At 67.1% G+C, this 22,679-nt stretch carries 20 protein-coding genes and 4 pseudogenes; 17 read left to right on the forward strand and 7 right to left on the reverse strand.

Annotation, left to right across the window (positions count from 1 at the left end; translation table 11 throughout):
- Positions 1–5 precede the first annotated feature (5 nt).
- The 8 genes and pseudogenes from AC3D3D_RS10870 to AC3D3D_RS10905 all read left to right on the forward strand — a co-directional run bounded on the left by AC3D3D_RS10870 (position 6) and on the right by AC3D3D_RS10905 (position 9,568).
- A complete protein-coding gene (locus tag AC3D3D_RS10870; RefSeq protein ID WP_463662093.1) occupies positions 6–821 on the forward strand; it encodes an MraY family glycosyltransferase in 816 nt (271 codons plus the stop codon).
- A complete protein-coding gene (locus AC3D3D_RS10875) occupies positions 818–3,079 on the forward strand; it encodes an NAD-dependent epimerase/dehydratase family protein (protein ID WP_463662094.1) in 2,262 nt (753 codons plus the stop codon). Before AC3D3D_RS10870 ends, AC3D3D_RS10875 begins: the two co-directional genes overlap by 4 nt.
- A gap of 420 nt (positions 3,080–3,499) precedes the next feature.
- Positions 3,500–4,177 (forward strand): ATP-grasp fold amidoligase family protein, encoded by a 678-nt coding sequence (locus tag AC3D3D_RS10880; protein ID WP_488511988.1) that lies wholly within the window; start codon positions 3,500–3,502, stop codon positions 4,175–4,177.
- A 101-nt stretch (positions 4,178–4,278) separates the two neighbouring features.
- Entirely contained in the window at positions 4,279–5,517 is a 1,239-nt protein-coding gene (locus tag AC3D3D_RS10885; protein ID WP_463662095.1) for an O-antigen ligase family protein, read from the forward strand.
- Between the two features lie 26 nt (positions 5,518–5,543).
- Entirely contained in the window at positions 5,544–6,701 is a 1,158-nt protein-coding gene (locus AC3D3D_RS10890; protein ID WP_463662096.1) for a lipopolysaccharide biosynthesis protein, read from the forward strand.
- A 142-nt stretch (positions 6,702–6,843) separates the two neighbouring features.
- On the forward strand, positions 6,844–6,969 hold the full coding sequence (locus AC3D3D_RS10895) for a hypothetical protein (protein WP_463662097.1): 126 nt from the start codon (positions 6,844–6,846) through the stop codon (positions 6,967–6,969).
- Positions 6,970–6,999: 30 nt separating this feature from the next.
- Positions 7,000–8,186 (forward strand): annotated as a pseudogene (locus AC3D3D_RS10900) (IS3 family transposase).
- 371 nt (positions 8,187–8,557) lie between these two features.
- A complete protein-coding gene (locus tag AC3D3D_RS10905) occupies positions 8,558–9,568 on the forward strand; it encodes a DUF3644 domain-containing protein (protein ID WP_463663016.1) in 1,011 nt (336 codons plus the stop codon).
- A gap of 192 nt (positions 9,569–9,760) precedes the next feature.
- On the opposite strand, the pseudogene AC3D3D_RS10910 reads toward AC3D3D_RS10905, so the two are convergent.
- Positions 9,761–10,260: pseudogene (locus AC3D3D_RS10910) on the reverse strand (IS1634 family transposase); the annotation flags it as partial.
- Between AC3D3D_RS10910 and AC3D3D_RS10915 the strand changes: the two are divergent.
- From AC3D3D_RS10915 to AC3D3D_RS10930, 4 genes and pseudogenes are all read left to right on the forward strand, one after another.
- Positions 10,239–11,159 (forward strand): annotated as a pseudogene (locus AC3D3D_RS10915) (amidohydrolase family protein); the annotation flags it as partial. The pseudogenes AC3D3D_RS10910 and AC3D3D_RS10915 sit on opposite strands and share 22 nt — an antisense overlap.
- Before the next feature lie 64 nt (positions 11,160–11,223).
- A complete protein-coding gene (locus tag AC3D3D_RS10920; protein ID WP_463663017.1) occupies positions 11,224–11,457 on the forward strand; it encodes a FitA-like ribbon-helix-helix domain-containing protein in 234 nt (77 codons plus the stop codon).
- A gap of 124 nt (positions 11,458–11,581) precedes the next feature.
- On the forward strand, positions 11,582–11,866 hold the full coding sequence (locus tag AC3D3D_RS10925) for a type II toxin-antitoxin system VapC family toxin (protein ID WP_488511991.1): 285 nt from the start codon (positions 11,582–11,584) through the stop codon (positions 11,864–11,866).
- Positions 11,867–12,500: 634 nt separating this feature from the next.
- Positions 12,501–13,016, forward strand: a complete 516-nt coding sequence (locus AC3D3D_RS10930; protein ID WP_463663019.1) for an O-antigen ligase family protein — start codon at positions 12,501–12,503, stop codon at positions 13,014–13,016.
- A 5-nt stretch (positions 13,017–13,021) separates the two neighbouring features.
- Here the strand turns inward: AC3D3D_RS10930 and AC3D3D_RS10935 are convergent, their stop codons facing one another.
- From AC3D3D_RS10935 to AC3D3D_RS10950, 4 genes are all read right to left on the reverse strand, one after another.
- Positions 13,022–14,518: a bifunctional PIG-L family deacetylase/class I SAM-dependent methyltransferase gene (locus AC3D3D_RS10935; protein WP_463663020.1), complete on the reverse strand. Its 1,497-nt coding sequence runs from the start codon at positions 14,516–14,518 to the stop codon at positions 13,022–13,024.
- Positions 14,511–15,581 carry an acyl-CoA dehydrogenase family protein gene (locus AC3D3D_RS10940; RefSeq protein ID WP_463663021.1) on the reverse strand — a complete coding sequence of 357 codons (1,071 nt, stop codon included), beginning with the start codon at positions 15,579–15,581 and terminating at the stop codon, positions 14,511–14,513. Before AC3D3D_RS10940 ends, AC3D3D_RS10935 begins: the two co-directional genes overlap by 8 nt.
- Positions 15,578–16,147 carry a CinA family protein gene (locus AC3D3D_RS10945; protein ID WP_463663022.1) on the reverse strand — a complete coding sequence of 190 codons (570 nt, stop codon included), beginning with the start codon at positions 16,145–16,147 and terminating at the stop codon, positions 15,578–15,580. The genes AC3D3D_RS10940 and AC3D3D_RS10945 overlap by 4 nt, the downstream gene beginning before the upstream one ends.
- 128 nt (positions 16,148–16,275) lie before the next feature.
- A complete protein-coding gene (locus tag AC3D3D_RS10950; RefSeq protein WP_463663023.1) occupies positions 16,276–17,004 on the reverse strand; it encodes a glycosyltransferase family 2 protein in 729 nt (242 codons plus the stop codon).
- 134 nt (positions 17,005–17,138) lie between these two features.
- On the opposite strand from AC3D3D_RS10950, the gene AC3D3D_RS10955 reads away from it, so the two are divergent.
- Positions 17,139–18,239, forward strand: coding sequence for an FUSC family protein (locus AC3D3D_RS10955; protein ID WP_463663024.1), 1,101 nt, complete (start codon positions 17,139–17,141; stop codon positions 18,237–18,239).
- 83 nt (positions 18,240–18,322) lie between these two features.
- Positions 18,323–19,165: a formate/nitrite transporter family protein gene (locus tag AC3D3D_RS10960; protein WP_463663025.1), complete on the forward strand. Its 843-nt coding sequence runs from the start codon at positions 18,323–18,325 to the stop codon at positions 19,163–19,165.
- A gap of 47 nt (positions 19,166–19,212) precedes the next feature.
- Here the strand turns inward: AC3D3D_RS10960 and AC3D3D_RS10965 are convergent.
- Positions 19,213–19,410: pseudogene (locus AC3D3D_RS10965) on the reverse strand (type II toxin-antitoxin system VapC family toxin); the annotation flags it as partial.
- A gap of 8 nt (positions 19,411–19,418) precedes the next feature.
- Positions 19,419–19,646, reverse strand: coding sequence for an AbrB/MazE/SpoVT family DNA-binding domain-containing protein (locus AC3D3D_RS10970; protein ID WP_463663026.1), 228 nt, complete (start codon positions 19,644–19,646; stop codon positions 19,419–19,421).
- A gap of 113 nt (positions 19,647–19,759) precedes the next feature.
- Here AC3D3D_RS10970 and AC3D3D_RS10975 point away from each other — a divergent pair, with 113 nt between their 5' ends.
- From AC3D3D_RS10975 to AC3D3D_RS10985, 3 genes are all read left to right on the forward strand, one after another.
- On the forward strand, positions 19,760–20,077 hold the full coding sequence (locus tag AC3D3D_RS10975; protein ID WP_463663027.1) for an ArsR/SmtB family transcription factor: 318 nt from the start codon (positions 19,760–19,762) through the stop codon (positions 20,075–20,077).
- Positions 20,078–20,080: 3 nt separating this feature from the next.
- Positions 20,081–20,455, forward strand: coding sequence for an SRPBCC domain-containing protein (locus AC3D3D_RS10980; protein WP_463663028.1), 375 nt, complete (start codon positions 20,081–20,083; stop codon positions 20,453–20,455).
- Positions 20,456–21,359: 904 nt separating this feature from the next.
- A complete protein-coding gene (locus AC3D3D_RS10985) occupies positions 21,360–22,655 on the forward strand; it encodes an aromatic ring-hydroxylating oxygenase subunit alpha (protein ID WP_463663029.1) in 1,296 nt (431 codons plus the stop codon).
- Positions 22,656–22,679 lie beyond the last annotated feature (24 nt).

Here is a 22,679-nt window from a genome sequence, read left to right on the forward strand (position 1 = left end):
CATGCGTGGCCGCAGTCGTTGGGCTCGACGTCGAGTGGATCGCTCTGAGTTCCGCCGCACTTCTCGCACTGCTCGGACTGGCGGACGACTACCTGCGACTCCCCGCGCTTCCCCGACTCGGTGGGCAGCTGCTTCTCGGCGCCGCCACGGGGTGGTATCTCGGTGGGCCGGTCTGGGCGCTGATCGGAGCCGTTGTCACAGTCGTGCTGGTCAATGCCGTGAACTTCATGGACGGGATCAACGGCATCACGGCACTGACAATGGCCGTGTGGGGCGTCGCGGTCGCCGTCGTCGGGCTGTCGACCTCGGTCGACGAGCTCGCAGTGACAGGCAGCCTGACGGCCGGTGCCGCGCTCGGCTTCCTCCCGTGGAACGCGCCGACCGCACGCATCTTCCTCGGCGACGTGGGCAGCTACCTGTTCGGCGGACTTGCCGCGAGTGGCGTGGTCATCGCCGGGACCGCGGAGTCCTCGACCCGTCCGGCTCTGGCGGCCGTCGTGACTGCCGCCGCTCCGTTGACCATCTACCTCGTGGACGTCCTCGCCACCTTGGTCCGCCGTGCCGTGCGCGGGGCCCCGTTGCTCGAGGCGCACCGTGAGCACGTGTACCAGCTTCTCGCGGCACGCTTCGGTCACCACCTCCCGGTGTCGGTCACTGTCGCCGCTCAGGGAGCCGTCGCCTCGGTCGTCGCGATCACCTCCCCGCTCACCGTGACGCTCGTGGTCCTACCGGTTCTCGGGATCCTCTACCTGTGCGTCCCGACCGTTCTCTCCCGTCGGGACCGGCGTCGCGGACCCGTGCACGAGGAGGGGCGACGATGAGCGAGAACTCCCGTGCGGCGTCGCCCCTGGACGGCCCGCTCGTCGTACTCGGTGGGTCGGGGTTCGTCGGTTCGGCCATCGTCCGCCGCGCTCGAGAGCTCGGGCTCTCGGTCCGCACGATTCCCGCTCCGCGCCTGTCCTTCGCGGCGGGTGACGCGGGTCAGCGTCCTCGGGCGGAGGACTGGGCCGCCGAGATCGATCGCCTGGCGGCCGCGTTGCCGCCTGGTGCGCTCGTGGTGAATGCCGCCGGGGTCGCCGAGGCAGCCTCGGAAGACGCCCCGCGACTGTTCGGTGCCAACGCCCTTCTGCCGTGGCTGCTCGCGCACGCAGCGGCGTCCGCGGAAGCGCGGCGACTCGTCCACATCAGCTCCGCGGCGGTCAAGGGTCCCCTGCCCCTCGATTCGTCCATGGTGACGGCATCGTTCTCCACCTACTCCCGCAGCAAGGAGCTCGGTGAGGCGTGGCTCCGTGGCGTCGACGGGATCGAGGTGACGATCCTTCGCCCGACGTCGGTGCACGGCCTGGGCAGGCCCGTCACCGAGACGCTGCGTCGGGTGGCGCGCAGTCCCCTGTCCTCGGTCGCCGGACGGGGGAACCGACCGACGGCCCAGGTCCAGGTCGAGACCGTCGCCCGCAGCGCGATCGTGCTGGCCCGGCACCCGGGCACCCCGCCGCCCGTCACGCTCACCCCTGACGAGCAAATCGAGACGGGACGTTTCATGGAGCTGCTCGGCGGGCGGGCGCCGCTGCGGGTGCCGGAGCCGCTTGCACGGTTCGTGGTCTCAGGTGCATCGCGGGTCGGTCGCCGGAGCGGAGCGGTGGCGGCCAATGCCCGCCGCCTCGAGGTCATGTGGTTCGGGCAGCCGCAGGCCAGGACCTGGCTCGATGACTACCCTGAGGCGCGGGCACCACGTACCGGATGGCTCGCGCTTTCTCCCGCAGCAGGCGCCCCACCCGCACGACTACGGCTGGCCGTGCCGGCCCCAGAGGCCCTCAGCGGTGACCGTGACGACAATGATTGCGAGACGCACGTGCCCAAGCGAGTCGTAGTGCTCAACCAGTTCGCACTTCCCAGCCGGCAAGGGGGGTTCACGAGGAACGAGGACTTGTTCAGCCGGGCGGATGGCGTCGACTACCGGATTATCGCCGGCGACCGCCACCACTACACCCAGGAGAGTTACACCTCCGACGACCCGAGGTTCACGCTCGTCGGCGTGCCACGCGCCGGTGCGTCGCTGCGGGAGCGCCTTGTCCCCTGGCTGACGTACTCAGCGAAGGCGTTCGTCGCCACGCTCCGGGAGCGCGACGTCGACGCCGTCTTCGCCTCGAGCCCGCACCTCATCACCCCGATTGTCGGGCTCGTCGCGGCGCGTCTCAAGCGCGCCGCGTTCGTGCTCGAGGTTCGCGACCACTGGCCGGACTCGCTCCTGTCGGCCGGGATGCTCAGCGAGAACTCGCCCATCTACAAGATCCTCAAGCAGGTCGAGATCACGCTCGTCCGCTCGGCCGATGCCGTCGTCGGGGTGTCGCCTGCGTGGCGGCAGTACTTCGCGGCGCTGGGACTCGAGCCCGAGCGCTACTGGGGCGTACCCAATGGCACCCAGGCGGAGCTGTTCCAGGTGGACGAGCACCGAAATGCTCTCCGCGAGGAGCTCGGGATCAACGGATTCACCGCGATCTACGCGGGCGCCCACGGAGCCGTCAACGGGATCGACAGGATCCTTGACGCAGCAGCGGAGCTTCCCGACGTCAAGGTCCTACTGGTGGGAGACGGCACGGAGAAGCAGGCAGCGATCGACCGGGCCGCCCGCGAAGCACTGACGAATGTCGAGTTCCGGGACTGGGTTCCGAAGTCGGAGCTTCCGCGTCTGCTTACCGCGTGCGACGTGGGTCTGCACTCGATCCTTCCCTTGGAGGTCCTAGAGCACGGAATGAGCCCGAACAAGCTCTTCGACTACCTCGCCGCTGGGCTGCCGGTGGTGTCCAATGCGGCTGGACCGTTGGCCGGTGTCCTCGGGCCCGACGAGTGCGGGGCGCTCGGTGGCCCGAACGACCTCGCGCGGTGCCTCGCTATTGTGCGGGATGCCGATGCGTCCACCCGCGCCCGATGGAAAGCGCGCGCGAACGAACTGATCTCGGGAACCTACTCGCGCACCGCCGCTTCGTCGACGCTTAGTTCCGCGTTGACGGATGCAATCTCGCGACCACACAATGTTCGAACTCGTAAACGTTTGCGCAGTTCACGCTCCTTGAAGTAACTCGCGCGAGTGCGTCACGTGAAATGAGTGATCGCAAAAAACTCGTTGCCCCCGTGGGCGAATGTCAAAACATGAATCCCGACTGCCGTGAAACCAACAACAGTACGCGACAATAAATTTCTGTGAATCAGCGAGGTCGTCAATGAGTAGTCGGCAGCCTTGGCAGGCGAATATCGATCGCAAAAGCCCTAGGCTAAAGGATAATCACTCACCAGCTTAAGAGGAAAGATGACTGCGAAAGCCTCTGGCGGAACCCTCAAAAACGCCATTCGACGCATAATCGTAGGGCTGCCGCTTAAGCCCGCAAGGTGGCTGCTCTTTGTGGCAAACTATGGACGCCCACCTCGGGTCAGAAACCCGAGAACGTTTCACGATTGGATGCATAGGCGGATCACGCGTGATCGAAACCCGCTGTTGGTTATGGCCAGCTCCAAGGTTGCCTCAAAAGAGTATGTTCGGGCGGTGGCGCCAAGCGTGAGAATGCCGGAGACGCTATGGCATGGAAGTGACATCGAGGAACTCAAATCCCTGAAAGTCAGCGGGGATTGGGTGCTGAAAGCAAGTCACCGTAGCGGCAAGACGGCGTTCGGGTCTGGAGGATTGCACCGATATGCACTTCCTGACGCTCTAGATGAATGGCTTGACGAAGACGGTTGGCGCACAAGCAAACTGTGGGCGTACAGCCAGGTCGACCGCGAACTAATCCTCGAAAGAAGGATCGGCCGTGCAGGAGATGATCTGCCAGACCTCAAGTTCTTCGTTTTTCAGGGAAAAGTTGCCATGATCCAGGCTGACTATGACCGATCGATGCAACATACGCGAGTTCTGTACGATCACTCCTGGAACGTCCTGCCGTGGACATACACGGTACCTCGCGGAGAGCCTCGATCGCGACCAGGTGCATTGGATGAGCTACTCCGAGCCGCATCCAATATCGGTAAAGAATTTGACTTCGCTCGAGTTGATCTATACGAAAATGACGGCCATGTATACTTCGGCGAGATTACGGTCTATCCAGCGGCGGGGTTGTCGCATTGGCCCACCGCCCTTGATGAATGGCTCGGGAGTGTCTGGTCGGAACGAGCCGCTCCGAACTAGAGGCTTCGTGATGAGTCGTGGAGACGACTCTTTGCGCGTCTTAGCGTGTCCTGCCTCCACTTCACATTGGCTGGCTCATAGGTACGAAGGAGGAAGGCTGTATGGCGGTACTGCTCGTACTCGTTCTATGCGCTGCGGCATTCGCGATCGTAAGTCCTGTACGTCTGCTCGCCGGCGTGCTTGGCATACTTTTACCAATTGATGAACTCGGCGGACTAGATCCCCTCTTCTTTGACGGTATTCGATACTTGTTCGCACTGTCGCTGGTGGTGCGTGTGGGAAGGGACGCACGGCTCTTACGTCCGGTAACGCTTGTTTGGTGTCTACTTGCGGCAGCTGCAGCAGTGATCCTCATCTCTGGTGTGGCTTCCGGAGACGCAAACCTCGCTGTGCAAGGTGCAACTGCGGGAGCCTCGATCACTCTCGCTGCATTATTGGCGCAACGGCGTTCGCTCCACCGGGCGATTGTCGTTGGCATGCTGATTGGGATTGCTTGGAGTGCTATCGATATTGTGTTTCAGTGGCAGGGGCTTCCGTTCCTAGGCGCTGAGAGCCAGTGGGGAAATTCGTACAGCGGTTTTAGCGAGAACCGTACGCACGCAGCGCCATTCTTGGCCATGGGGGTATTGATCTTCTTAGCGCCGTTCCCGAGATCCGAGGACGGTCTGAGCTTCGCAGCGGTGTCGTCCTGGACCTGGAGGGCGCCGGGTGCTGCAGTGTGCTTGCTCGGGTTGGTACTTACCGCTGGACGAGGTGGCCTCTTGGCACTAGCGGTGGCAGCAGCTGTGTGGTTGTGTCAGGAAGCGCGTAAAAGCCCAGTCCTATCGATTCTCGTAGGAGTGGCAGGTGTTCTGGTGTTGTACGCACTTCGCGATAGTTTCCTGTTCACGCGTTTTAACGCAGAGGCAATTGCGTCATCAGGACGGGCCGAACGAAACTGGGCCGCGTGGCATGCGTTCAGTTCCAGTCCAGTATTTGGTCCGACTCCAGATTCCTTTGCAGCAACCGCTGGCGCAAACGCGCATACGCCGGTGTTATCGTTCGCGGTGGACGCTGGAGTTGTGGGTCTCGTTGCAGCGCTAATTTCGAGCGGGGTGCTGATCGCCGCTTCGATTCTGGGAGCAGTTCGCTGGCGAAGCGGCTCGGAATTTGCTGTTCTAATGGGAATTGTAATGTCAGTCACGCTGTTCCTTGAACCATACGGTTTCTTTGTAGGTATCGGAAAGACAATACCGTTGATGATTGCTTTGCAATGGATCCTGGGATCAGTGTCGAATGAAACCCGCAGTGATCTGGCGGCAGTTCGTCGAAGCAAATTCCGTCCTGTCAGCCCGTACTGACGCTGTGCTATGCGATCGGGGAATCCTTGTTTGGTAAAGTTTCGGCGTACTTTGTGGTGCGTCTATTGGCCTCGGGTTTGCAAGCGGTTGCGATCGTCATGCTTGCGCGATCGTTGGGGCCGTTAGAGTTTGGTTTGTTTGTGGCGATTTCGGCCGTCGGAAGCGTGGCCTCGGTGTTGTCCAGTTTTGGATCGCAGTCCCAAGCTCTCAGACTGTTGGCTTCGAACGGGCCGAGCAGGCTTGCTTCTACTCTTCTTGGGCTGCGGCTTGTTACTGCGGCACTTGTCGGAATCTGTCTTGGAGTTTTCTTCCATCTTGTTCTGGATGTGCCAACAGCATTTGCAGGCGTAACGTCGCTTTACGTTATTAGCGAATCGTTGAGCATTCTTTTGCAGAGTATTCTTGTTGGTCTGCAGCGGCGACGTCTCGCAAATATGCTAGCGCTCGCCAGGCCATTACTGGTTGGCCTCGGGATGATCGTCGGATCTGCTGCAAATGTTGAAATCCTGTACGGTTTCGTCGCCGGTGCGTGCGTATCGGCATTAATTGCTCTGTTCTCTGCCACTCCACACCTGTCTGCCCCGTATCCGGTAAGACCAGTAGTGAGGGCTTCATTGCCCTACTGGTCTTCGACCAGTCTCGCGGCTCTGCAGCAATTGGATGTCCCTATCGTAGGCATGGGGGCGTCGACTGCTATTGCGGGTAATTATGCCGGTGCCGTGCGGATTACGAATCCGCTAAATCTTGCCACTACATCATTGCTGGCGATTGTGACTCCCGAGCTGTCTGCGGAGAGTGAGCATGCGTTGCGGCGTCGCGCATTCCGGCAGGCATTGGTCCTTGCACGGTTCCTGTTTCTTGGCTTTTGGGTGTTCGCCGCAGTGGCGGGTTTTGTGGGCCCGATGGTGCTGGGTCCGCAGTATTCCGGCTCCGGTCCTATTTTCGCCGGTCTTTCAGTAGGCCTTGGCATTAACGCAATTTCTCAGGTGTATGCGAGTTGGTTGTATGCGCAAAATGAAGCTTCATTGCTGACAAGAGTTCGACTGTTCACAATCCCCTTGTCTCTCTGTATCGTGTTCGCCTGTTCACTTTCGGGTAGTGTTTGGGTTCTGGCGTTGGCTGTGCCCCTAGGTCGCGCGATAGAGACGCTCTCGCTCGCGCTGGCAGTTCGATACCGGTTGTAATCAGTCACTGCGTGACCTTGGGTTGTTGTGGTGGGCTGGATCTACATTCAGCGCGATTCTATTCGGCTGTCTATTGTTTCATTGAGGCGTGAAGCGCTCCAGGTAACGCGTTGTATCCCCGTGAGTTGGAAGGATTCAGATCATGCCGAAGAAGATCGATCCCAAGGTCAATGAGCGGTGCGTGCGCCAGGTGCGGGAGCAGTTGCCGGAGTACCCGTCGCGGACAGCGGCTGTTGAGGGTCTGCTGAAGGTCTGGTTGACTTCCTGACTGCTCTGCGGAGCGGAGAGGATGGTCCTCGTGCCGAAGATCTACTCAGAAGAGCTCAAGGCCAGCGCGCTGGAGCTGCTGGATCAGGGAATGACTCAGAAGCAGGTGTGCCAAGACCTGGGGATGTCGAAGTCGGCGCTGCAGGCCTGGGTCAACGAGTCTCGCCTGCGAGAACGCGGCTTCGAGCCCGCTCACGGGCAGAGCGCCGGGGACGGTGGCGAGCAGACGAGGATGCTGAAACGGATCCGGGAACTGGAGCAGGAGAACGAGATCCTGCGCAAGGCGACCGCGTATCTCTCGCAGGCCAACCTCGCCCCTGGGCAGTCGCGCCCAAAATGATCTACCCGCTGGTCCTTGACCTTGCTGCTGCCGGGATCCCGGTCGCGGTGACCTGTCGGGTACTCGGCTTCTCCAAGCAGGGGTTCTACCAGTGGCGCGCGAACCCTGTCAGTGCTCGGGACATCGACGAGGCCTATCTGCTCAATGCGGCCTATGACATCCACGCCGACGATCCGGAGTTCGGGCACCGGTTCATCGCCGACGAGCTCCAGGCCGCCGGTCACGTGGTCTCGGAGCGGCGCGTATGGCGGCTGTGCTCCCAGCAGCGGCTCTTCTCTGCCACCGTCCGACGAAAGAAGCGCTACGGCCGACCCGGCCCACCGGTATGCGATGACCTGCTCGAGCGGGACTTCACCGCCGAGAGCGTCAATGCCAAGTGGTTGACCGATATCACCGAGCACCGCACCGGTGAGGGCAAGGTCTACCTGTGCGCTGTCAAGGACGCCTGCTCGGGCAGGATCGTCGGCTACGCCATCGACGCCCGTATGACATCGGACCTGGCCGTCGCAGCCGTGCAGGACGCGGTCGCACGCCGCCATGGAGCAGCCGCGGTGGCTGGCTGCATCGTCCATAGCGACAGAGGGTCGCAATTTCGTTCCCGGAAATTTCAGCTCGCTCTCAAGCATCGCGGTCTTGTCGGTTCCATGGGGCGGGTGGGGGCTGCCGGGGACAACGCGGCGATGGAGAGCTTCTTCGCCACGCTGCAGAACAACGTGCTCGACCGGAAGCGATGGACTACCCGCGACGAGCTCCGACTCGCGATCGTGCACTGGATCGAGCGGACCTACCACCGTCGCCGACGGCAACGTCGACTCGGCAAGCTCACTCCGATTGAATACGAACTCGCCCACCACCAGGCCGTCACACTGGCGGCCTAACCCCGAAGTCAACAGAACCTTCAGCAGACCCACTGGTACTACTACAGGCGCCTGCCCTCCACCCTTGAGATAATGACCTCAGTGGAGTACGAGCAAGCCCACTACGCGGCCCTCAACCGAGTGCCGCAAGCCGCAAAGGAGCGTCTCAGAACCTGAAGTGCTTCACCTCGTGGTGCTCTAGGCGATCCGGAACACGCCCAGATCTTCTGAATCGGGCCACCCAGCATTGCGCCCGTGGAGGCGACCAGGGTATGCACTGCTTCTTCGCGGCGCTGGCGATACGCGTTACCAGGGCCGCCTCACTGCCGTACGATAGGCGTGGCAAGGCGCCCTGTGCGTCGTGACTGAGTTGCCAACCAGAGAGGGTATATATGGGCGCGCCCTACGTCTCGATCAAGCGCCTGGTCGACAACTCGCTGTCGGCAATGCTCGCTGCAGTCGAGGTATACAACAAGCCGCGGATGATGTACCGCGACGAGATCACGGTCGTGCTCGTCGTGAACGCGTGGGAACTCGCACTCAAGGCGACCTTGCGGCAAAGAAACCTATCGATCTTCTACCCGAAGAAGCGCGGCGAGACTTACCGTTCCATCGCGATCGACGATGCCCTCGGCCGAGTCGGCGCCAACAATCTATGGCCTCCCGGTATGGACGGACCTGCCGTGACCGCGAATGTGAAGGCGCTCGCGAAGTACCGAGACCGTGCGATCCACCTGTACAACGCTAAAGGGTTGGGTGCAGTTATCTACCCCTTTATGCAGCAGAACGTCCTCAACTATCGAGACTTTGTGTTCGACAGGTTCAAGAAGGACCTTGCTGACTCGATAACCTGGCAACTGTTGCCACTTGGCGGGAAAGCTCCAGCCGACGCAGTGCAGTTCATGAAGGTCGATCAGAGTGCCACGATGGTCGCCGAAGTGGAGGAATTCATCAACGAGCTGAGAAGCTTCATGGGCGAGGCCGAATCGACTGGGAGCGACATGACGCGCGTGGCGACCGTCTATGATATTAACATGCAGTCTGTGAAGAAGATGACAAGTGCCGACCTTGTTGTCGCTGTCTCGCCCACCGCAGACGGGCGCGTTGTGACTCACAAGACCGATCCGAATCAGACGCATCCCTACAGTATGACGGAGCTGCTCAAGCGGGTAAACGAGAAGCGCGCTGGACGAATGCTGACGTCACGCGATCACCAGGCGATCTGCTGGAAGGAAGCGCTGCGAGACAATACGAAGTACGCTTGGAAGCACAGCAACGGTGCGTCTCACGTCTGGTCAGGCGACGCGATTAACTATCTGGTGTCGCTCACTGATGACCGATATGACATGGCCAGGGACGAGTACACGGCTCACCTGCAACAAGTAAATGGTGAGAGCAAGTAGCTCTCCGCTCTGCGTCGCAGTGCATCATGGTACTTTGGGATATGGGATTCCGATCAGCATGTCTTGACTAGGCTCCTATCGGTCGACTATTGCCAGGGCAGATCGTTCCACCGCGCGCAATTACCGCTGGCGCTCAGCCTCGCTACTGACTCCGAGTCGCACAGCGATCTGACCTGAATTGGGTCATTTGTTCTAATTCCTTGGGCTGGGGCATTCGAGTGCGTCCAGGAGGGTGTTGATCTCGGGTAGGAGGGTCGAGATCTCGCCGTTGAACTCGATCGTTGCGGATCTGAGGGGCCTGATCGTCCGCAGGAATCGGCGATCGATAGGCTGGTGCGGTTCTGCACGGCGCGGGAGACCGCGAGCGCGGCGAACACGATGGTCACGTGGGCCTCGATCGCGTCGCGGGTCCTGGCGAACATGGGGCCTGTTCGGAGGTCGGTCTTGCTCATCCGGAAGGACTGCTTGACGTGCCACAGGTCGTGATACGAGCTGATCACCTCGCCGGCTGGCATCAACCACGAGGGGGATGTTGGTGACGTTGCCCTTCAGGCCGACCAGCCCGCGGGCGCGCTCGACGGCGGCGGTGTCCAGGCTCTGCCGGCGGGCGTGGTCTTGACGAACTTGGCGGCCTTGACACTTTTGTCGCCGCTGGTGATGCTCCGGGTTCGGTGTTCCTGCTTGGCCAGGCTGGTTCAGCTTACACAAACCATCTGACAGGCCCTTCGAGGTCGCTCGTGACCTCGACGTCCGCGGGACCACGCACGCCGGCGTGTGGGGCGCGACCAACGACGACGGCCTGCGGCTCATGCACGAGCACGGCTTCATGGAGCCCGGCACCGTGTACGTCCACGCGGCCACGCTCAGCGAGGACTCCTACCAGCGGATCGCCGCGACCGGCGGCATCGTGTCGCTCTCGACCGAGAGCGAGCAGGGCTGCGGCCAGGGCTACCCGCCCTCCCACGCGCTGCGCGCGCACGACATCCCGGTGTCCCTGTCCGTCGACACGAGCGCGTGGTTCAGCGCCGACCTGTTCTCCGCGATGCGCACCACCCTGGGCGCCGACCGCTCCTGGGAGCACCTGACCGCCCACGAGCACGGCGACACCGTGACGCACTCGCACCTGCGCAGCCAGCACGTGGTCGAGTGGGCCACGCGCGGTGGGGCGAAGGCCGTGGGGCGCGAAGGTGAGCTCGGATCTCTGGAGGTCGGCAAGCTCGCCGACGTCGTGCTGCTGAAGAACGACCACTCGCCGACGATGTTCCCTGTTCTCAACCCGTACGGGCACATCGCCATGCAGGCCAGCCGCGGGGACGTGCACACGGTGCTCGTCGGCGGGGACGTGAAGAAGTTCGAGGGCCGGCTCGTGGGCGTGGACCTGCCAGCGATGCGCTCGCGGCTCGAGGACACGGTCGAGCACCTGCGATCGACGCTCGGGGACGACGTGTGGCAGGCCGGGATGAACCCGGACATCCCCGAGACCAAGGTCCTCGACAACCCCCACATGTACACCGAGTACCGCGACAGCTCGACGCGCGAGGCCTACGAGACGCAGGCGGCGTCGCGTGGGGTTGTGGGTGGGGAGGGGTGAGCTGAGTTGAGCCAACCTGGGGCGGGCGATGCGCTCTTAGTTGAGTGCGAGGCATGCTGGGTGCATGGCGTCGCTGGTGCAGATCAGGAACGTGCCCGACGACGCGCGTCGGACGCTCGAGGCGCGGGCCGCCGCTCGTGGTGAGTCCCTCAACGCCTACCTGTTGAGGCTGATCGATCAGGAGGTCGCTCGGCCGACCGTCGCCGAGGTGCTCGACCGCGCGGCCGGCCGCAGCGAACGAGCGACGGCGTCGGCCGTCACCGTGCTCGACGAGGCGCGGGCCGAGCGTGACGGGTAGCTCCCGCAGGTCTTGCCGGAGTGATCGTGGTGGCAGCGCTGCGATGGTCGATGCGCATACGGCGGTGGCAGGGACCGACGAACTACGCGCTCGGCTTGCACGGGACGAGCTGCATGCCCCCAGCTTGATCGACGTCGAGGTGGTCTCTGCCCTGCGGGGGCTTACGCTCGGTGGTCACCTCAGCGCGGCCCGGGTGGAGGACCTGCTCACCGATTTCGACGACCTGCCCCTGCGTCGTTGGCCGTCCGACCATGCACTGCGACGGCGCGCCTTCCAGCTGAGGGACAACGTCTCCGCCTACGACGCCGCCTACGTCGCCCTGGCCGAGGCGATGGACTGCCCGCTGGTGACGCGCGACGGCCGCTTGGCTCGCTCGAGCGGTCACGGTGCGCGGATCGTGGTCCTGTAGCCGATCCGTGACGGGCGCGTCGGCGCGCGGGGGCGCTGGCGAGGTGGGGGTGATCGCGTGAGTGGGCGCAGGTGGTCGGTGACGCGGCGGAGGTCGAGCTGACCTACCGTTCATAGCGTGCTCGTTCCTCGCGGTCGCCGCCCGGTGGCGGACCGGTACCTGCTGGGGGCCGCGCTTCTCTGGGTGGCGTGGGTGTTCGCCGCCTCGATCCTTGCGGCGTCGACGGTCGGCTCATGGGTGCCCTACGTGGTGGCGCCGCTCGTCCTCCTTCTCGGTGTGCTCATCGGTGGGCGGCTGGTGACGGGCTGGGAGCGGTGGTGGGTCGCGCCGGTAGTAGTGGTGGGCGCGCTCGCGGTGCTCGCGGCCGACGCGTTCTACGCCAACGCGCAGGCGGCCATCGGGGTCCAGGCCGTGGCGCTCGGCGTGCTCATGCTGGTCTCCGTCCTGCGCCTGGGGTTCAGCGAGCGGACTCCGCTCAGCGTCATCTCGGCTGTCCTACTGGTCGTTCTCGGGGTCCTGCTCGCCTCGCGGTCGCAGTCGGCGCTCCTGCTCGCCGTCGTCGGGGCGGTGGCTGTGGTGGTCGCCCGGTGGCGGGGCGGACGCGCGCGGGGCGGACGCGTGCGGGCGCGGACGCGTGCGGGCGCGGAGGTGGGCCTGGGGCGGCGGCGCGATCGTCGGGCTGGCCGGCGTCGTCGTCGTGTGGCTCGAGACCCGCGACGCGTGGCCGGGGTTCCTCACCGGGAGCGGCAGCCTGAGCGGCGCGCGGCACACGCTGTGGGCCGACGCGCTCGAGCTGTGGGCGCAGGCGCCGGTCGCGGGCGCGGGGCCGGGCTCGTTCGTCGAGCACTCCCCGCTCGCGGCGTCCGACCCGAGCCTGTCCGAGGTGCACTCGGCGATCCTGCAGGTCGGCTCGGAGCTCGGTGTCATCGGAGTCGGGCTATTCCTCTGCCTGCTCGCGGCCGGCCTGTCGGTGGCGGTGCGGGGGAGCGGGGTGTCCGGCGTCGTCGGGGTGGTGGCGTGGACCGCGCTCGGCGTGCACGCGATGATCGACCACCTCTACGAGTTCCCGCCGGTGGTGCTCCTCGCGGGCGTGGTCATCGGGTGGGCGGGGCAGATGACGGGCGCGGGCGAGGTCGACCGCAGGGGCTGACGGTCCTACCCGCCGCCGAAGAACTCCTCGCTCGCCACGCTCGGGCGCGGCGGACCGAACGTCTCGATGAGCACGTCCTCGTCCCGGTAGGACGCGAGCAGCGTCCAGCCCGGCTGGTCGGCCAGCGCACGATGGATCGCTTCGGCTTCGCGGTACGCGCCGGGGATCGGGCGCCGCCAGTGGGCCGCCGCGAGCACCCCGTCGACCGTGAGGGACTTGTGCGAGTAGCGGAGGGCGTCCTCGAACTCGCTGTCGCTGAGGTAGTACGCGAGCTCGCTGAGCACGACGAGGTCGAGCTCGCCCGCGGGCCAGTCGGCGATGCCGCCGACCCGGAAGTCCACGTGCGGGTGCGGGACGCGTTTGCGCGCGGTCTCCAGCGCGGCGGGGATGACGTCGGTGGCGAGGAGCTGCTCGCAGCGGTGCGCCAGCAGCTCCGTGAGCCCGCCGATCGAGCAGTCCGGCTCGTATCCCCGCCGGAACGTCCGCCGCGGCAGCATGGTCACCGCCAGGGCGTGCTTACGCTCCTCGTACCACCGCGCGTTGACCGACCACGGGTCCTCCCCGCGGTCGTAGATCGCGTCGAAACCGGCCGCGCCGTGGGGGAAGACGACCTGGCGGCGGCGCAGCATCCGGCCTCGCACCCGGCGGGGCAGGACCACCTGGTGCTCCGGGTCCGCGCTGGCGCGGCCGGCGGGCACGCCGAGGTCGAGGCTGATCTGCGAGCGGAACGCGTCGATGGCTGCAAAGCGTGCGCGGTCGAGCTCGTCGTCGACGACCAGCGCCCGGGCAGAGTCCCAGTCGACACCCGGGTGCTCGCGCGGCAGCGTGTGCTGCCACAGCCACACCGGGTATTCGACGAGTCGCGCCGTGGGGACGCGGGCCAGGGCGCGGCGCGCGGCGCGCCCGGTGGCGTCATGGTCCGGGTGCCCGTCGTGGCGCAGCGGTGCGGCCACCCACGTCCCCGGCGGGAGCTGGCCGAGCGCCTCGGCGATGCGCTCGGCGAGAGCGTCCTCGTGCTCGGCGACTCGCCCGTCGGGCAGCCGCAGCCGACTGCGCCGGATCTCGTGCTCCGGATCGGCATCGAGCTCCGCTAGCGTCGCGAGCGCGACGTCGGACTCCGCGGAGCGGACCTCGGCGAGGTCCTCCGGCGAGATGAGCTCGGGCGGGTGGGAGGCGTTGCCGTCGGTAACCGCGAGCACGAGCGTGGGGATCCCGGCGCGGGCGGCCGTGCCGAGCAGGGCGCCGGCGCCGAGCACCTCGTCGTCGGGGTGCGGGGAGACGACGACCAGCGCGGGTGCCTCGGCGGACTCGGTGGTCCCGGCGGACTCGTTCGCTCTGACGGGCCCGATTGTCGCGGCGCCGCCGGAGGCAAGGTCGGCGGGGCGGTCGTCGCCGGTCGTCGCCGCGCGCAGGGTCCACGGCTCGAGCCCGTCCTCGAATTCCCGCAGCACCGCCTCCGACGTGGCCGGCGCGGCGTCACCGCGGAACAGCGGTTCAGGCATCGCCGTCGGCGATCGCCGGCATGCCCGCCCCCGGGCGTCGCTCCGGGGTGTCCCCGCCGTTGGGGTCGAAGCCGATGATCGACCCCCACAGGACGGACGCGTCCTCGCCCGCCTCGGCGCGGGCGGCGACCTCGGCGGCGATCTGGGCCTCGTCGGCCTCGGCGTGGGTCTGGCGGATGTAGACGCCGAGATCGGCCACGCGCCGTGCGTGCTCGCCGTCCGCGCACAGGGGGCCGGCGCCGAGGCCCCGGCCGACGCGCTCGATGACGGTGGTGGCGAGGCGATCGATCCGGGTGCGCACCGCGAGCGCCCGCGCCGCGCGCACGTCGGCCCGGTCGTCGGGGTCGGCGTCGATCCCCGCGGCGGCCTCGGCGAGCATCGCCCACCCGGCCCTGAGCTCCGCGGCGGTCGCGCCGGCGTGCGCGCGGACCAGTTCCGAGGCGCCAGGGCGGGCGGCCCGGGCCAGGAGGGGAGCCGCGACGCCCGCGGCCCCGCCGAACCAGCAGGCCGCCACGCCGGCCCCGCCGTGCCAGAAGCCGGGCCGGTCGAGGTAGTCGGCGTGGCTGCCGAGGCGGCGCGCGGGGACGTCCGCGAGCTCCACCCATCCCGAGTCGCTGTCCGCCATGCCCACGGCCGGCCACGTGTCCGCCACGGCGCGCACCCCGGGCCGGCGCAGGTCGACGGCGAACAGCGCCACCGCACCGCCGTCCGCGTCGACGGTGGCCGTGACGAGCGCGTGCGTGCACAGCGAGGCGCCCGAGCACCACGGCTTGGTGCCGGACAGCGCCCAGCTGCTGCCCGCCTCGGCGGCGTAGAGCCGGGGGCTGGGTGGCTCGGCCGCCCAGACGCCCCAGTGGGAGCCGGGCTCCACCAGCTCGGGGGCGCCGAGGTCGGTGGTGATCGCCACGGCGTCGGCGTGTGCCTCGGCGAGCCGGCCGGTCACGACGTTCCGCGCCGTCAGCCGCGCGAGGGCGCGCCATCGGGCGAGGGTGTCCCCGCGGCCCGGCAGAGGGAGCTCCAGCTCCGTGAGCAGCGGACCGTAGGTGCCGCGCGCGGGGCTCACGGGTGCGCCGCCGTCGGGTCGGTCGCGTTTGTCGACCCTGCGGAGGGGCGCTGATGGTGCCGCTCGTCGTCGGGCCCCCAGCGCGTGGCGGCCTCCCACAGGATCTCGAGCGCGCGCTCCTCGGCCCGGGTGAGGATCTCGAGCGGCTCGCCGTCGAAGTGGTGCAGCTCCGAGTGCAACTGGTCCCCGGCGAGGACGGCGAGCCAGGTGGTGCCCGGGCCCTGCCCCTCCTGGCTTGACGGGCTGGCGGCACCGGAGGCTGCGACCGCGAGGTCGGCGGCCATCAGGACGCCCACCGAGCGCACCTTCGTCTCCACCGCCTGCCGGGAGATGACCGGTCCGGGCGGGACGTCGAGGCCCCGGCGCGTGACCTCGGAGGTGTAGCAGACCACGGCGCCGCCGAACCACGCACCGGAGTCGGGCGCCGACGCCTGCCGGGTAGCGATCGCGCCGCCCGTGAGGGACTCGGCCACGGCGGCCCTGAGGTCGTTCGGCAGCTGGACGGCGGCCGGGCGCTCGGCGATCCCTCCGGCTCGCTCCTCGTGCTCCTGCGAATAGGTCACCATCGCGGTCCTTCCTGTGCTCGGGCGGTGCTTCTGTCGATCGCTGCTCGGAGCGCGCGTGCCGGTGCCTTGCGCTCCGATCGTCGCCGAGCGAGGGCGAGGGGCCGCCGGACCCGTCGTTACGGCGGCGCTCAGCTGCTTCGCACCCTGGTCGGGGCGAGCGCGCCGGCCAGGTGGGCGAGATCGTCCGCGAAGCCGGCGGGTGCGCGGCCGGCGGTGCGGCGGGAGGTGACGACGGGCATGTCCAGGGCGCGCACCGTGCACAGCCCGCGGGCCGTGGCGCGGCGCACGAGGTCGACGTCCTCGCCGGTCCGCAGCGGTCGGAAGCCGCCGAGGAGCCGCAAGGCCTGCGCGGATAGGCCGAGGTTGGCGCCGTGCACGTGGTCGTGGCCGCGCGCGCTGACGGCGCTCGCGTACTGCTCGGCCCAGGCGCGGGCGAGGGGGTCCTCGGCGTGACCGCCCTCCAGCGCGACGGTCCCCACCACGAGGTCGACCTGCCTCGACCGATATCGATGGTGCGCCGCGACCCAGTCCTCGGGGACCACGGAATCCGCGTCCGTCGTCGCGATCCAGGAGCGCGGGTCCGATGCGGCGCCGGACAGCAGGGCGCGGTCGCAGCCGGCCTGGCGGGCGGCACCGACGTTGCGCGCCTCGATCTCGAGTACCGCCGAGCCGCGGGCCCGGGCGATCGCCGCAGTGCCGTCGGTGCACGAGTCGGCGACGACGATGACGCTCACCTCCGCCCCGGCCGCTCCGGCGGCCGCCCGCAGGGAGTCGAGCGTGCGCCCGATCAGCGCCTCCTCGTCACGCGCGGGGACGACGACGCAGACGTCGGGCCGGCGCGCAGGAGCCACGTTCACGACTGGCCTCCTCACGGTGTGCCGGGTCGACGCGCGCGAGCGCACGCCGTCATGGGCAGTGCACCACAGCGCGGACCGTCTCGCACGGCGAGGTGGCCGGCAGGGGCGGCGCCGGGTGCAGGGACGATGGGCGGATGCGTCCACTGCGAGAGCTGACCCTGCGGCCACAGTTCACGACCGACCTGCTGCAGATCCTCAAGAGCGTCGCCGCGGCCACCGCGGCGTGGTGGGTCTCAACCACCGTGCTCAGCTCCCCGCTGCCCTTCCTCGCTCCGTGGACGGCGCTTCTGACCGTGCACGCCACGGTCCACCGATCGCTGTCGCGCGGGGTGCAGTCGACGGTGGCCTCGGCGCTGGGCGTCGGGCTGTCGTTCCTGGTGGGCGCCTACCTCGGCGTGAGCGTGTGGACCTTCGCTCTCGCACTGTTCGTCGGGCTGGCCGGAGCGCGGATCACCTGGATCCGGGACGAGGGCGTCGCGATCGCAACCACCGCGATCTTCGTCCTCGGCAGCGGATTCTCCGAGCAACAACCGCTGCTGCTCGACCGCATCATCGAGGTCGGACTCGGCGTGGGCATCGGGGTGGCGGTCAACCTGCTGGTCATCCCGCCGCTGCGCGATCAGCAGGCGTCGCGCTACGTGGACAGCATCAACCGCCGGATCGGAAACGTCCTGGTCAACATGGCCGACGAGTTCTCGAACTCTTGGGAGACCGACAAGGCTGAAGCGTGGCGGGACGAGATCGAGTCGATGACCCACGAGCTGAACACCGCGTGGCAGTCGGTGCGCTTCGCCACCGAGAGCCGGCGGTACAACCCCCGGGAGCGCCTCGCTCGTCGGTCGAGGGCAGGCGTGGAGGTCAGCTACGAGAACATCCTCGAGCGCGTCGACGAGGGGATCTCGCACCTGCGTCACCTGGCTCGGACCCTGTACGAGGCCGCCTACGCCGAGGGCGCCTGGGACGAGAACTTCCGCGAGCGGTGGACCGCGATCGTGCGCGACACGGGTCACGCCGTCGCCGATCCCGACGCGGACGTGGAGCCGGTCCTCGGCCGGCTGACCGCCCTGGCACGGGACGTGTCCCACGAGCACGAGCTGCCGGCGGAGAGCTGGCCGCTCTACGGCTCCCTCCTGTCGGGCATACGGCACATCGTCGTCATCATCGACGACGTCGCCTCGGCCCGCGAGGCGCGCGAGGCCGGGGCGAGCAATCCACGAACCAGCGGTTCGTCTTAGGCACGCGTCGACGGGGGCCGGTGCTCGCCGGCAGGTAGGCGGCCCGGACGGCGAGTCCCGACGTGCGTCCCTACGCTTGCCCGATGGATCAGAGCGAGCAGCGGCGGCGCCTCGGCAGCACGGACTTCGACATCGAGGACGGGCTGGCCCAGGAGGCCGCCGCCACCGTCGTCAAGGGCTCGGAACGGCTCAACCGGACCTGGTCCGAGCTCGTCGTCACCGGGTTGTTCGGCGGCATCGACGTCGGGCTCGGGATCCTCGCCATGCTGCTCGTCAAGCAGGCCACGGGCTCCGACATCCTCGCCGGCATGGCCTTCGGCATCGGCCTGCTGGCGCTCCGGCTCGCGCACTCCGAGCTGTTCACCGAGGAGTTCCTCCTCCCCATCAACGCGGTGCTCGCCGGCCAGGGGACCTGGCTGCAGATCGTCAGGCTGTGGTCGGTCAGCCTCGTCACCAACCTCATGGGCGGGGTGGTGTTCGCCTGGCTCATCGTGCTCGCGCTGCCCGGCTATCACTCCACCATCATCGCCAGCGCGCTGGGCTACCTCGAGCAACCGTCGATGGCCGTGACGATCGCCCTGGCCGTGCTCGCCGGGGCCACGATCACCCTGTCGACGCGGATGCAGCAGGGCACCTCCAACGACGTCGTCGCCGCGGTGACCTGCATGGCCTCCGGGCTCCTGCTCATCGGGTTCGGCATGCTGCACGGCGCGCTCAACGCGCTGGTCATCTTCGCGGCGATGTTCGCCGGCGCGGAGATCTCGGTGGGGGACTTCCTGCAGTGGTTCGGTCTCGTCATCCCGTTCAACATGCTCGGCGGCCTGCTCATCATCACGCTGCCCCGTGTGGTACGGACGTGGCGGCTGCTGCGGGGGCTGAAGCGCGGTGACTTCACGCTCGAGGAGCTCGAGCGGCAGGTGGGGTGAGGTGGGCGTGCCGAGTCCGGGTCGGACCGGTGGCACGACCGGCCGGGCTACTCCGTCGTCGGCGCCAGGAGGGTGATGCCCGGGAAGTAGGTGCGGTACCGGCGCGCGTCCCGGGTGAGGAGCTGGTAGCCCGCGGCAGCGGCATGTGCGCCGATGTAGAAGTCGGGCATCGGCGACGACTTCGTTCCGCCGCGACGGCGGTAGTCGACAAACGCCTTCCCGGCAAGGAAGCCCGCCGTGCACGGGTGCGCGCTCACTCGCCACGCAGCAGCGTCATCAGCTCGTCGGTGCACCGGGTTGTGGTCGCGGTACCGCGCATCCTGCCGACCACGCGCTCGCCCCTGCTCCCGCCCGGCGAGCTGTGCACGATGCGCAGCGTGCCGCCGTCGTCGACGACGTCGACCTCGTCCCCCACGGAGAATCCGTGCCTGTGCCGCAGATCGGCCGGGATGGTGACCTGACCCTTGCTGTTGAGCCTCATCGCGCCTCCTGACACGTTGCGGATGACTGCATCATGCGCCGGGCTGGCGCGTGCGGTTGCGGCTGCGAACATATGCCTTGACGGGCATATGCGTGCAGAGGAATATCGGGCGCATGGCCGAGCGCGAGGTGTTCACGGCGATCGGGGACCCGACCCGACGCCGCATCCTCGAGCTGCTGCGCGACGGTGAGCGGTCGGCCGGCGACCTCGTCGCCGCCCTGGAGGTCCCGCAGCCCAACGTGTCCAAGCACCTGCGCGTGCTGGGGGAGGCGGAGCTGGTCCGCGTCCGCGTCGAGGGCCCCTGGCGCCGCTACCGGCTCGACCCGGCGGGGCTGCGCGATCTCGACTCGTGGCTGCAGCCGTTCCGCGAGATCTGGGCCGACCGGCTCGACGCGCTCGAGCGACACCTGGACGAGACGACCAAGGAGTAGGCCGTGGACGACGAGCATGGACGACTGGGCGACGAGGCCGGTGTCGACACCTCCGCCATGGATCCCGGCGAGGTGCTCCCCGGCCTCATCCGCGCCTTCGACCCGCTGACGCTCTTCGAGCTCGTCTGGGGCAACCCGGACGGCGAGGCGGACGTCCTGCGGTTCGAGCTCGAGCCCACGGGCGGCGGGACCCGGCTGGTGTTCACCACGTGGCCCGGCGAGCCTGGGCCGCTCGGGCACGCCGGGTCGGCCGCGGGCTGCCACGCGTGCCTGGATGAGCTGGCGTCGCTGCTGGACTCCGGCGCGGCGGATACTCCCGACCCGGCGGCCGTGGAGCGGCTGCGGGCCGAGTACGCCGCCCGGCTGTCCGAGGTCTGACGGGCTCGGGGCAGGTCGGCTCGGGCGCTGACCGCCCCGAGTCCTGCACGCCTTGACGGCTGGGTAGCGGGTGGGAAGCTTGGACAAGCTGTCGACTTGACTGAGTGCAGCTCCAGGCGTCGGTGCTCTTCCAGCAGCGCCAGGGGTAGGGCACTCCTACCGGCTTGCACTCTCACAACGGGTGCACCAGAGCCGTGCTTCTCGTGTGTCGACGGCGCTCGGTCGTGAGGAGCAGCACCCTCGGAGCCGGAGCCCACGGCGGAGTCCTCGGTGGGGAAGGATCTCGAGCGACTTCTTCGTGCAGTGGTGCAGGGAGGAACCAAGGTCTGCGGACAGGGACGCGCGGCCGCCCGCGTGCCGTCGGCGGGAGTCCCGGGTCGTGGATTCAGGTCGTGGGGGCCTGTGCCCTCTCCGCAAGCCCTGATGACGCGAGGCGGAGCTGGCTCTCTCCGCCCCGGTGTGCGACGCGCCAGCTTGCTCGATCACGGTCGACCGCACCAGGAGCGTGGGAGCAACTTCCCGAAGAGCAGCAAGTCTGTCGCTACAGCGCGCTCTTGCTCTCACGAGAAATGGGGGTCGAGCGGGTGATGCTCCCTGCCGCTCGTGCCGATGTGACGTGGGGGTTTGACAGACATAGACGGCGTCAATCGGTGATTCTCTCTAAGCCCCGTTCTTTCGATTTACGGCACGACCTTGTGATGTTTCCCGGTCATCGGGAACAAGCGTTGACAGTGCAGGTAGGGGCGCGCAGTATCGATGTAACGCCGAGCGCAGCCGACACGCAGGAGTGACACGGAGGTCGCTCCTACCTGGTCCGCGTGGCGTCGCCCGTCATTGATGACTCCGTGGAGAACCGCCGCGCCGTTGCGTCGGTGCTCACCTGATCCGTGAAGGAAGCGAACCAGTGACCCAGCAGCAGGAGATCGCCGAGGAGGCCGGGACGCATAAATACGTCCTCGACGAGCCGAACCGTTTCAGCGTGCACCGCGACGTCTACACCGATCCGATGGTGTTCAACCACGAGCTGACCTATATCTTCCACCGGCAGTGGATCTACGTCGGTCACACCTCGGAGATTCCGGAGAAGGGCGACTACGTCGTCCGTTCAGTCGGCACGCAGCCGCTCATCGTGAGCCGGGATCAGGAAGGACAGATTCACGTCCTGCACAATCGGTGTTCGCACCGCGGCGCGGCCGTCTGCCGTGCGGAACGTGGAAACTCGAACTTCTTCCGCTGCTTCTACCACAACTGGATCTACGACAATTCCGGAAAGTTCGTGGGCCTCTCGCAGGCCTCCGGGTACGGTCCCGAATTCGATCGCAGCAACCTCTCGCTCGCCGCTCTGCCGAACGTCGAGGAGTACCGCGGGCTGATCTTCGCCAGCATGGCCGAGGAGATCGAGCCGCTCGAGGAGCGACTGGCCGAGGTCAAGGACTACATCGACATGTGGATCGACCGCGCGCCCGACCGAACCATCACTGTTGTCACGCGCCCCGAGCGGTACGACTACCCGGCGAACTGGAAGTTCCAGGCCGAGAACGGCGTCGACGGCTACCACGGGAACTTCGTCCACGAGTCGTACGCGCAGATCATCGAGCGGTCCGGTGGCGCGACCGTCGACGAGATCCGCACCTCGCGCAACCGCGTCGGAATCGACAACTACGCCAAGGGGTTCAGCTCCGGCGACGCGCTGCTCGAGCGGACGGGCACGATGCTCGGCGCCTTCGACACCTCCGACCAGCAGGACTACGCGGACAAGCTCAACGAGATCCACGGTGAGGAGCGAGCCGCCCGCATCAACATGATGCGCAACATCTTCGTCTTCCCGAACCTGTACCTGTTCGAGTCGCACCTGCGCATCCTGCGGCCGACGGCCCACAACCACACCGTCGCGGAGAACTTCTTCGTCAACCTCGACGGACTGCCCGACGAGATCAACACCGCACGACTGCGCGAGCACGAGCGCTTCTTCGGCACAGCCGGGTTCGGCGCAGCCGACGACGTCGAGGTCTTCGTCTACAACCAGACCGGCCTGCAGTCGCAAGGCAAGGATTGGGTGGACCTGTCCCGCGGCCTGCACCGGGAGGTCACCGGCCCCGGCGGCGAACGCATCGGCCACTCCAGCGACGAGCAGCCCCAGCGCGCCCTCTACCGGCGCTGGAACCAGCTCATCTCGAACGGCCTTGCCCGCCGCCGGTGACGGCGCGACGAAGAACCAGGAGCT

The organism is Georgenia sp. X1117, assembly GCF_057784635.1.

What these genes read in the sequence shown, in the direction of transcription:
- AC3D3D_RS10875 (WP_463662094.1), top strand. Translation starts at nt 818, where the DNA reads ATGAGCGAGAACTCCCGTGCGGCGTCGCCCCTGGACGGCCCGCTCGTC.
- AC3D3D_RS10880 (WP_488511988.1), top strand. Translation starts at nt 3,500, where the DNA reads ATGGCCAGCTCCAAGGTTGCCTCAAAAGAGTATGTTCGGGCGGTGGCG.
- AC3D3D_RS10885 (WP_463662095.1), top strand. Translation starts at nt 4,279, where the DNA reads ATGGCGGTACTGCTCGTACTCGTTCTATGCGCTGCGGCATTCGCGATC.
- AC3D3D_RS10895 (WP_463662097.1), top strand. Translation starts at nt 6,844, where the DNA reads ATGCCGAAGAAGATCGATCCCAAGGTCAATGAGCGGTGCGTGCGCCAG.
- AC3D3D_RS10905 (WP_463663016.1), top strand. Translation starts at nt 8,558, where the DNA reads ATGGGCGCGCCCTACGTCTCGATCAAGCGCCTGGTCGACAACTCGCTG.
- AC3D3D_RS10920 (WP_463663017.1), top strand. Translation starts at nt 11,224, where the DNA reads ATGGCGTCGCTGGTGCAGATCAGGAACGTGCCCGACGACGCGCGTCGG.
- AC3D3D_RS10935 (WP_463663020.1), bottom strand. Translation starts at nt 14,518, where the DNA reads ATGCCTGAACCGCTGTTCCGCGGTGACGCCGCGCCGGCCACGTCGGAG.
- AC3D3D_RS10945 (WP_463663022.1), bottom strand. Translation starts at nt 16,147, where the DNA reads ATGGTGACCTATTCGCAGGAGCACGAGGAGCGAGCCGGAGGGATCGCC.
- AC3D3D_RS10955 (WP_463663024.1), top strand. Translation starts at nt 17,139, where the DNA reads ATGCGTCCACTGCGAGAGCTGACCCTGCGGCCACAGTTCACGACCGAC.
- AC3D3D_RS10960 (WP_463663025.1), top strand. Translation starts at nt 18,323, where the DNA reads ATGGATCAGAGCGAGCAGCGGCGGCGCCTCGGCAGCACGGACTTCGAC.
- AC3D3D_RS10970 (WP_463663026.1), bottom strand. Translation starts at nt 19,646, where the DNA reads ATGAGGCTCAACAGCAAGGGTCAGGTCACCATCCCGGCCGATCTGCGG.
- AC3D3D_RS10975 (WP_463663027.1), top strand. Translation starts at nt 19,760, where the DNA reads ATGGCCGAGCGCGAGGTGTTCACGGCGATCGGGGACCCGACCCGACGC.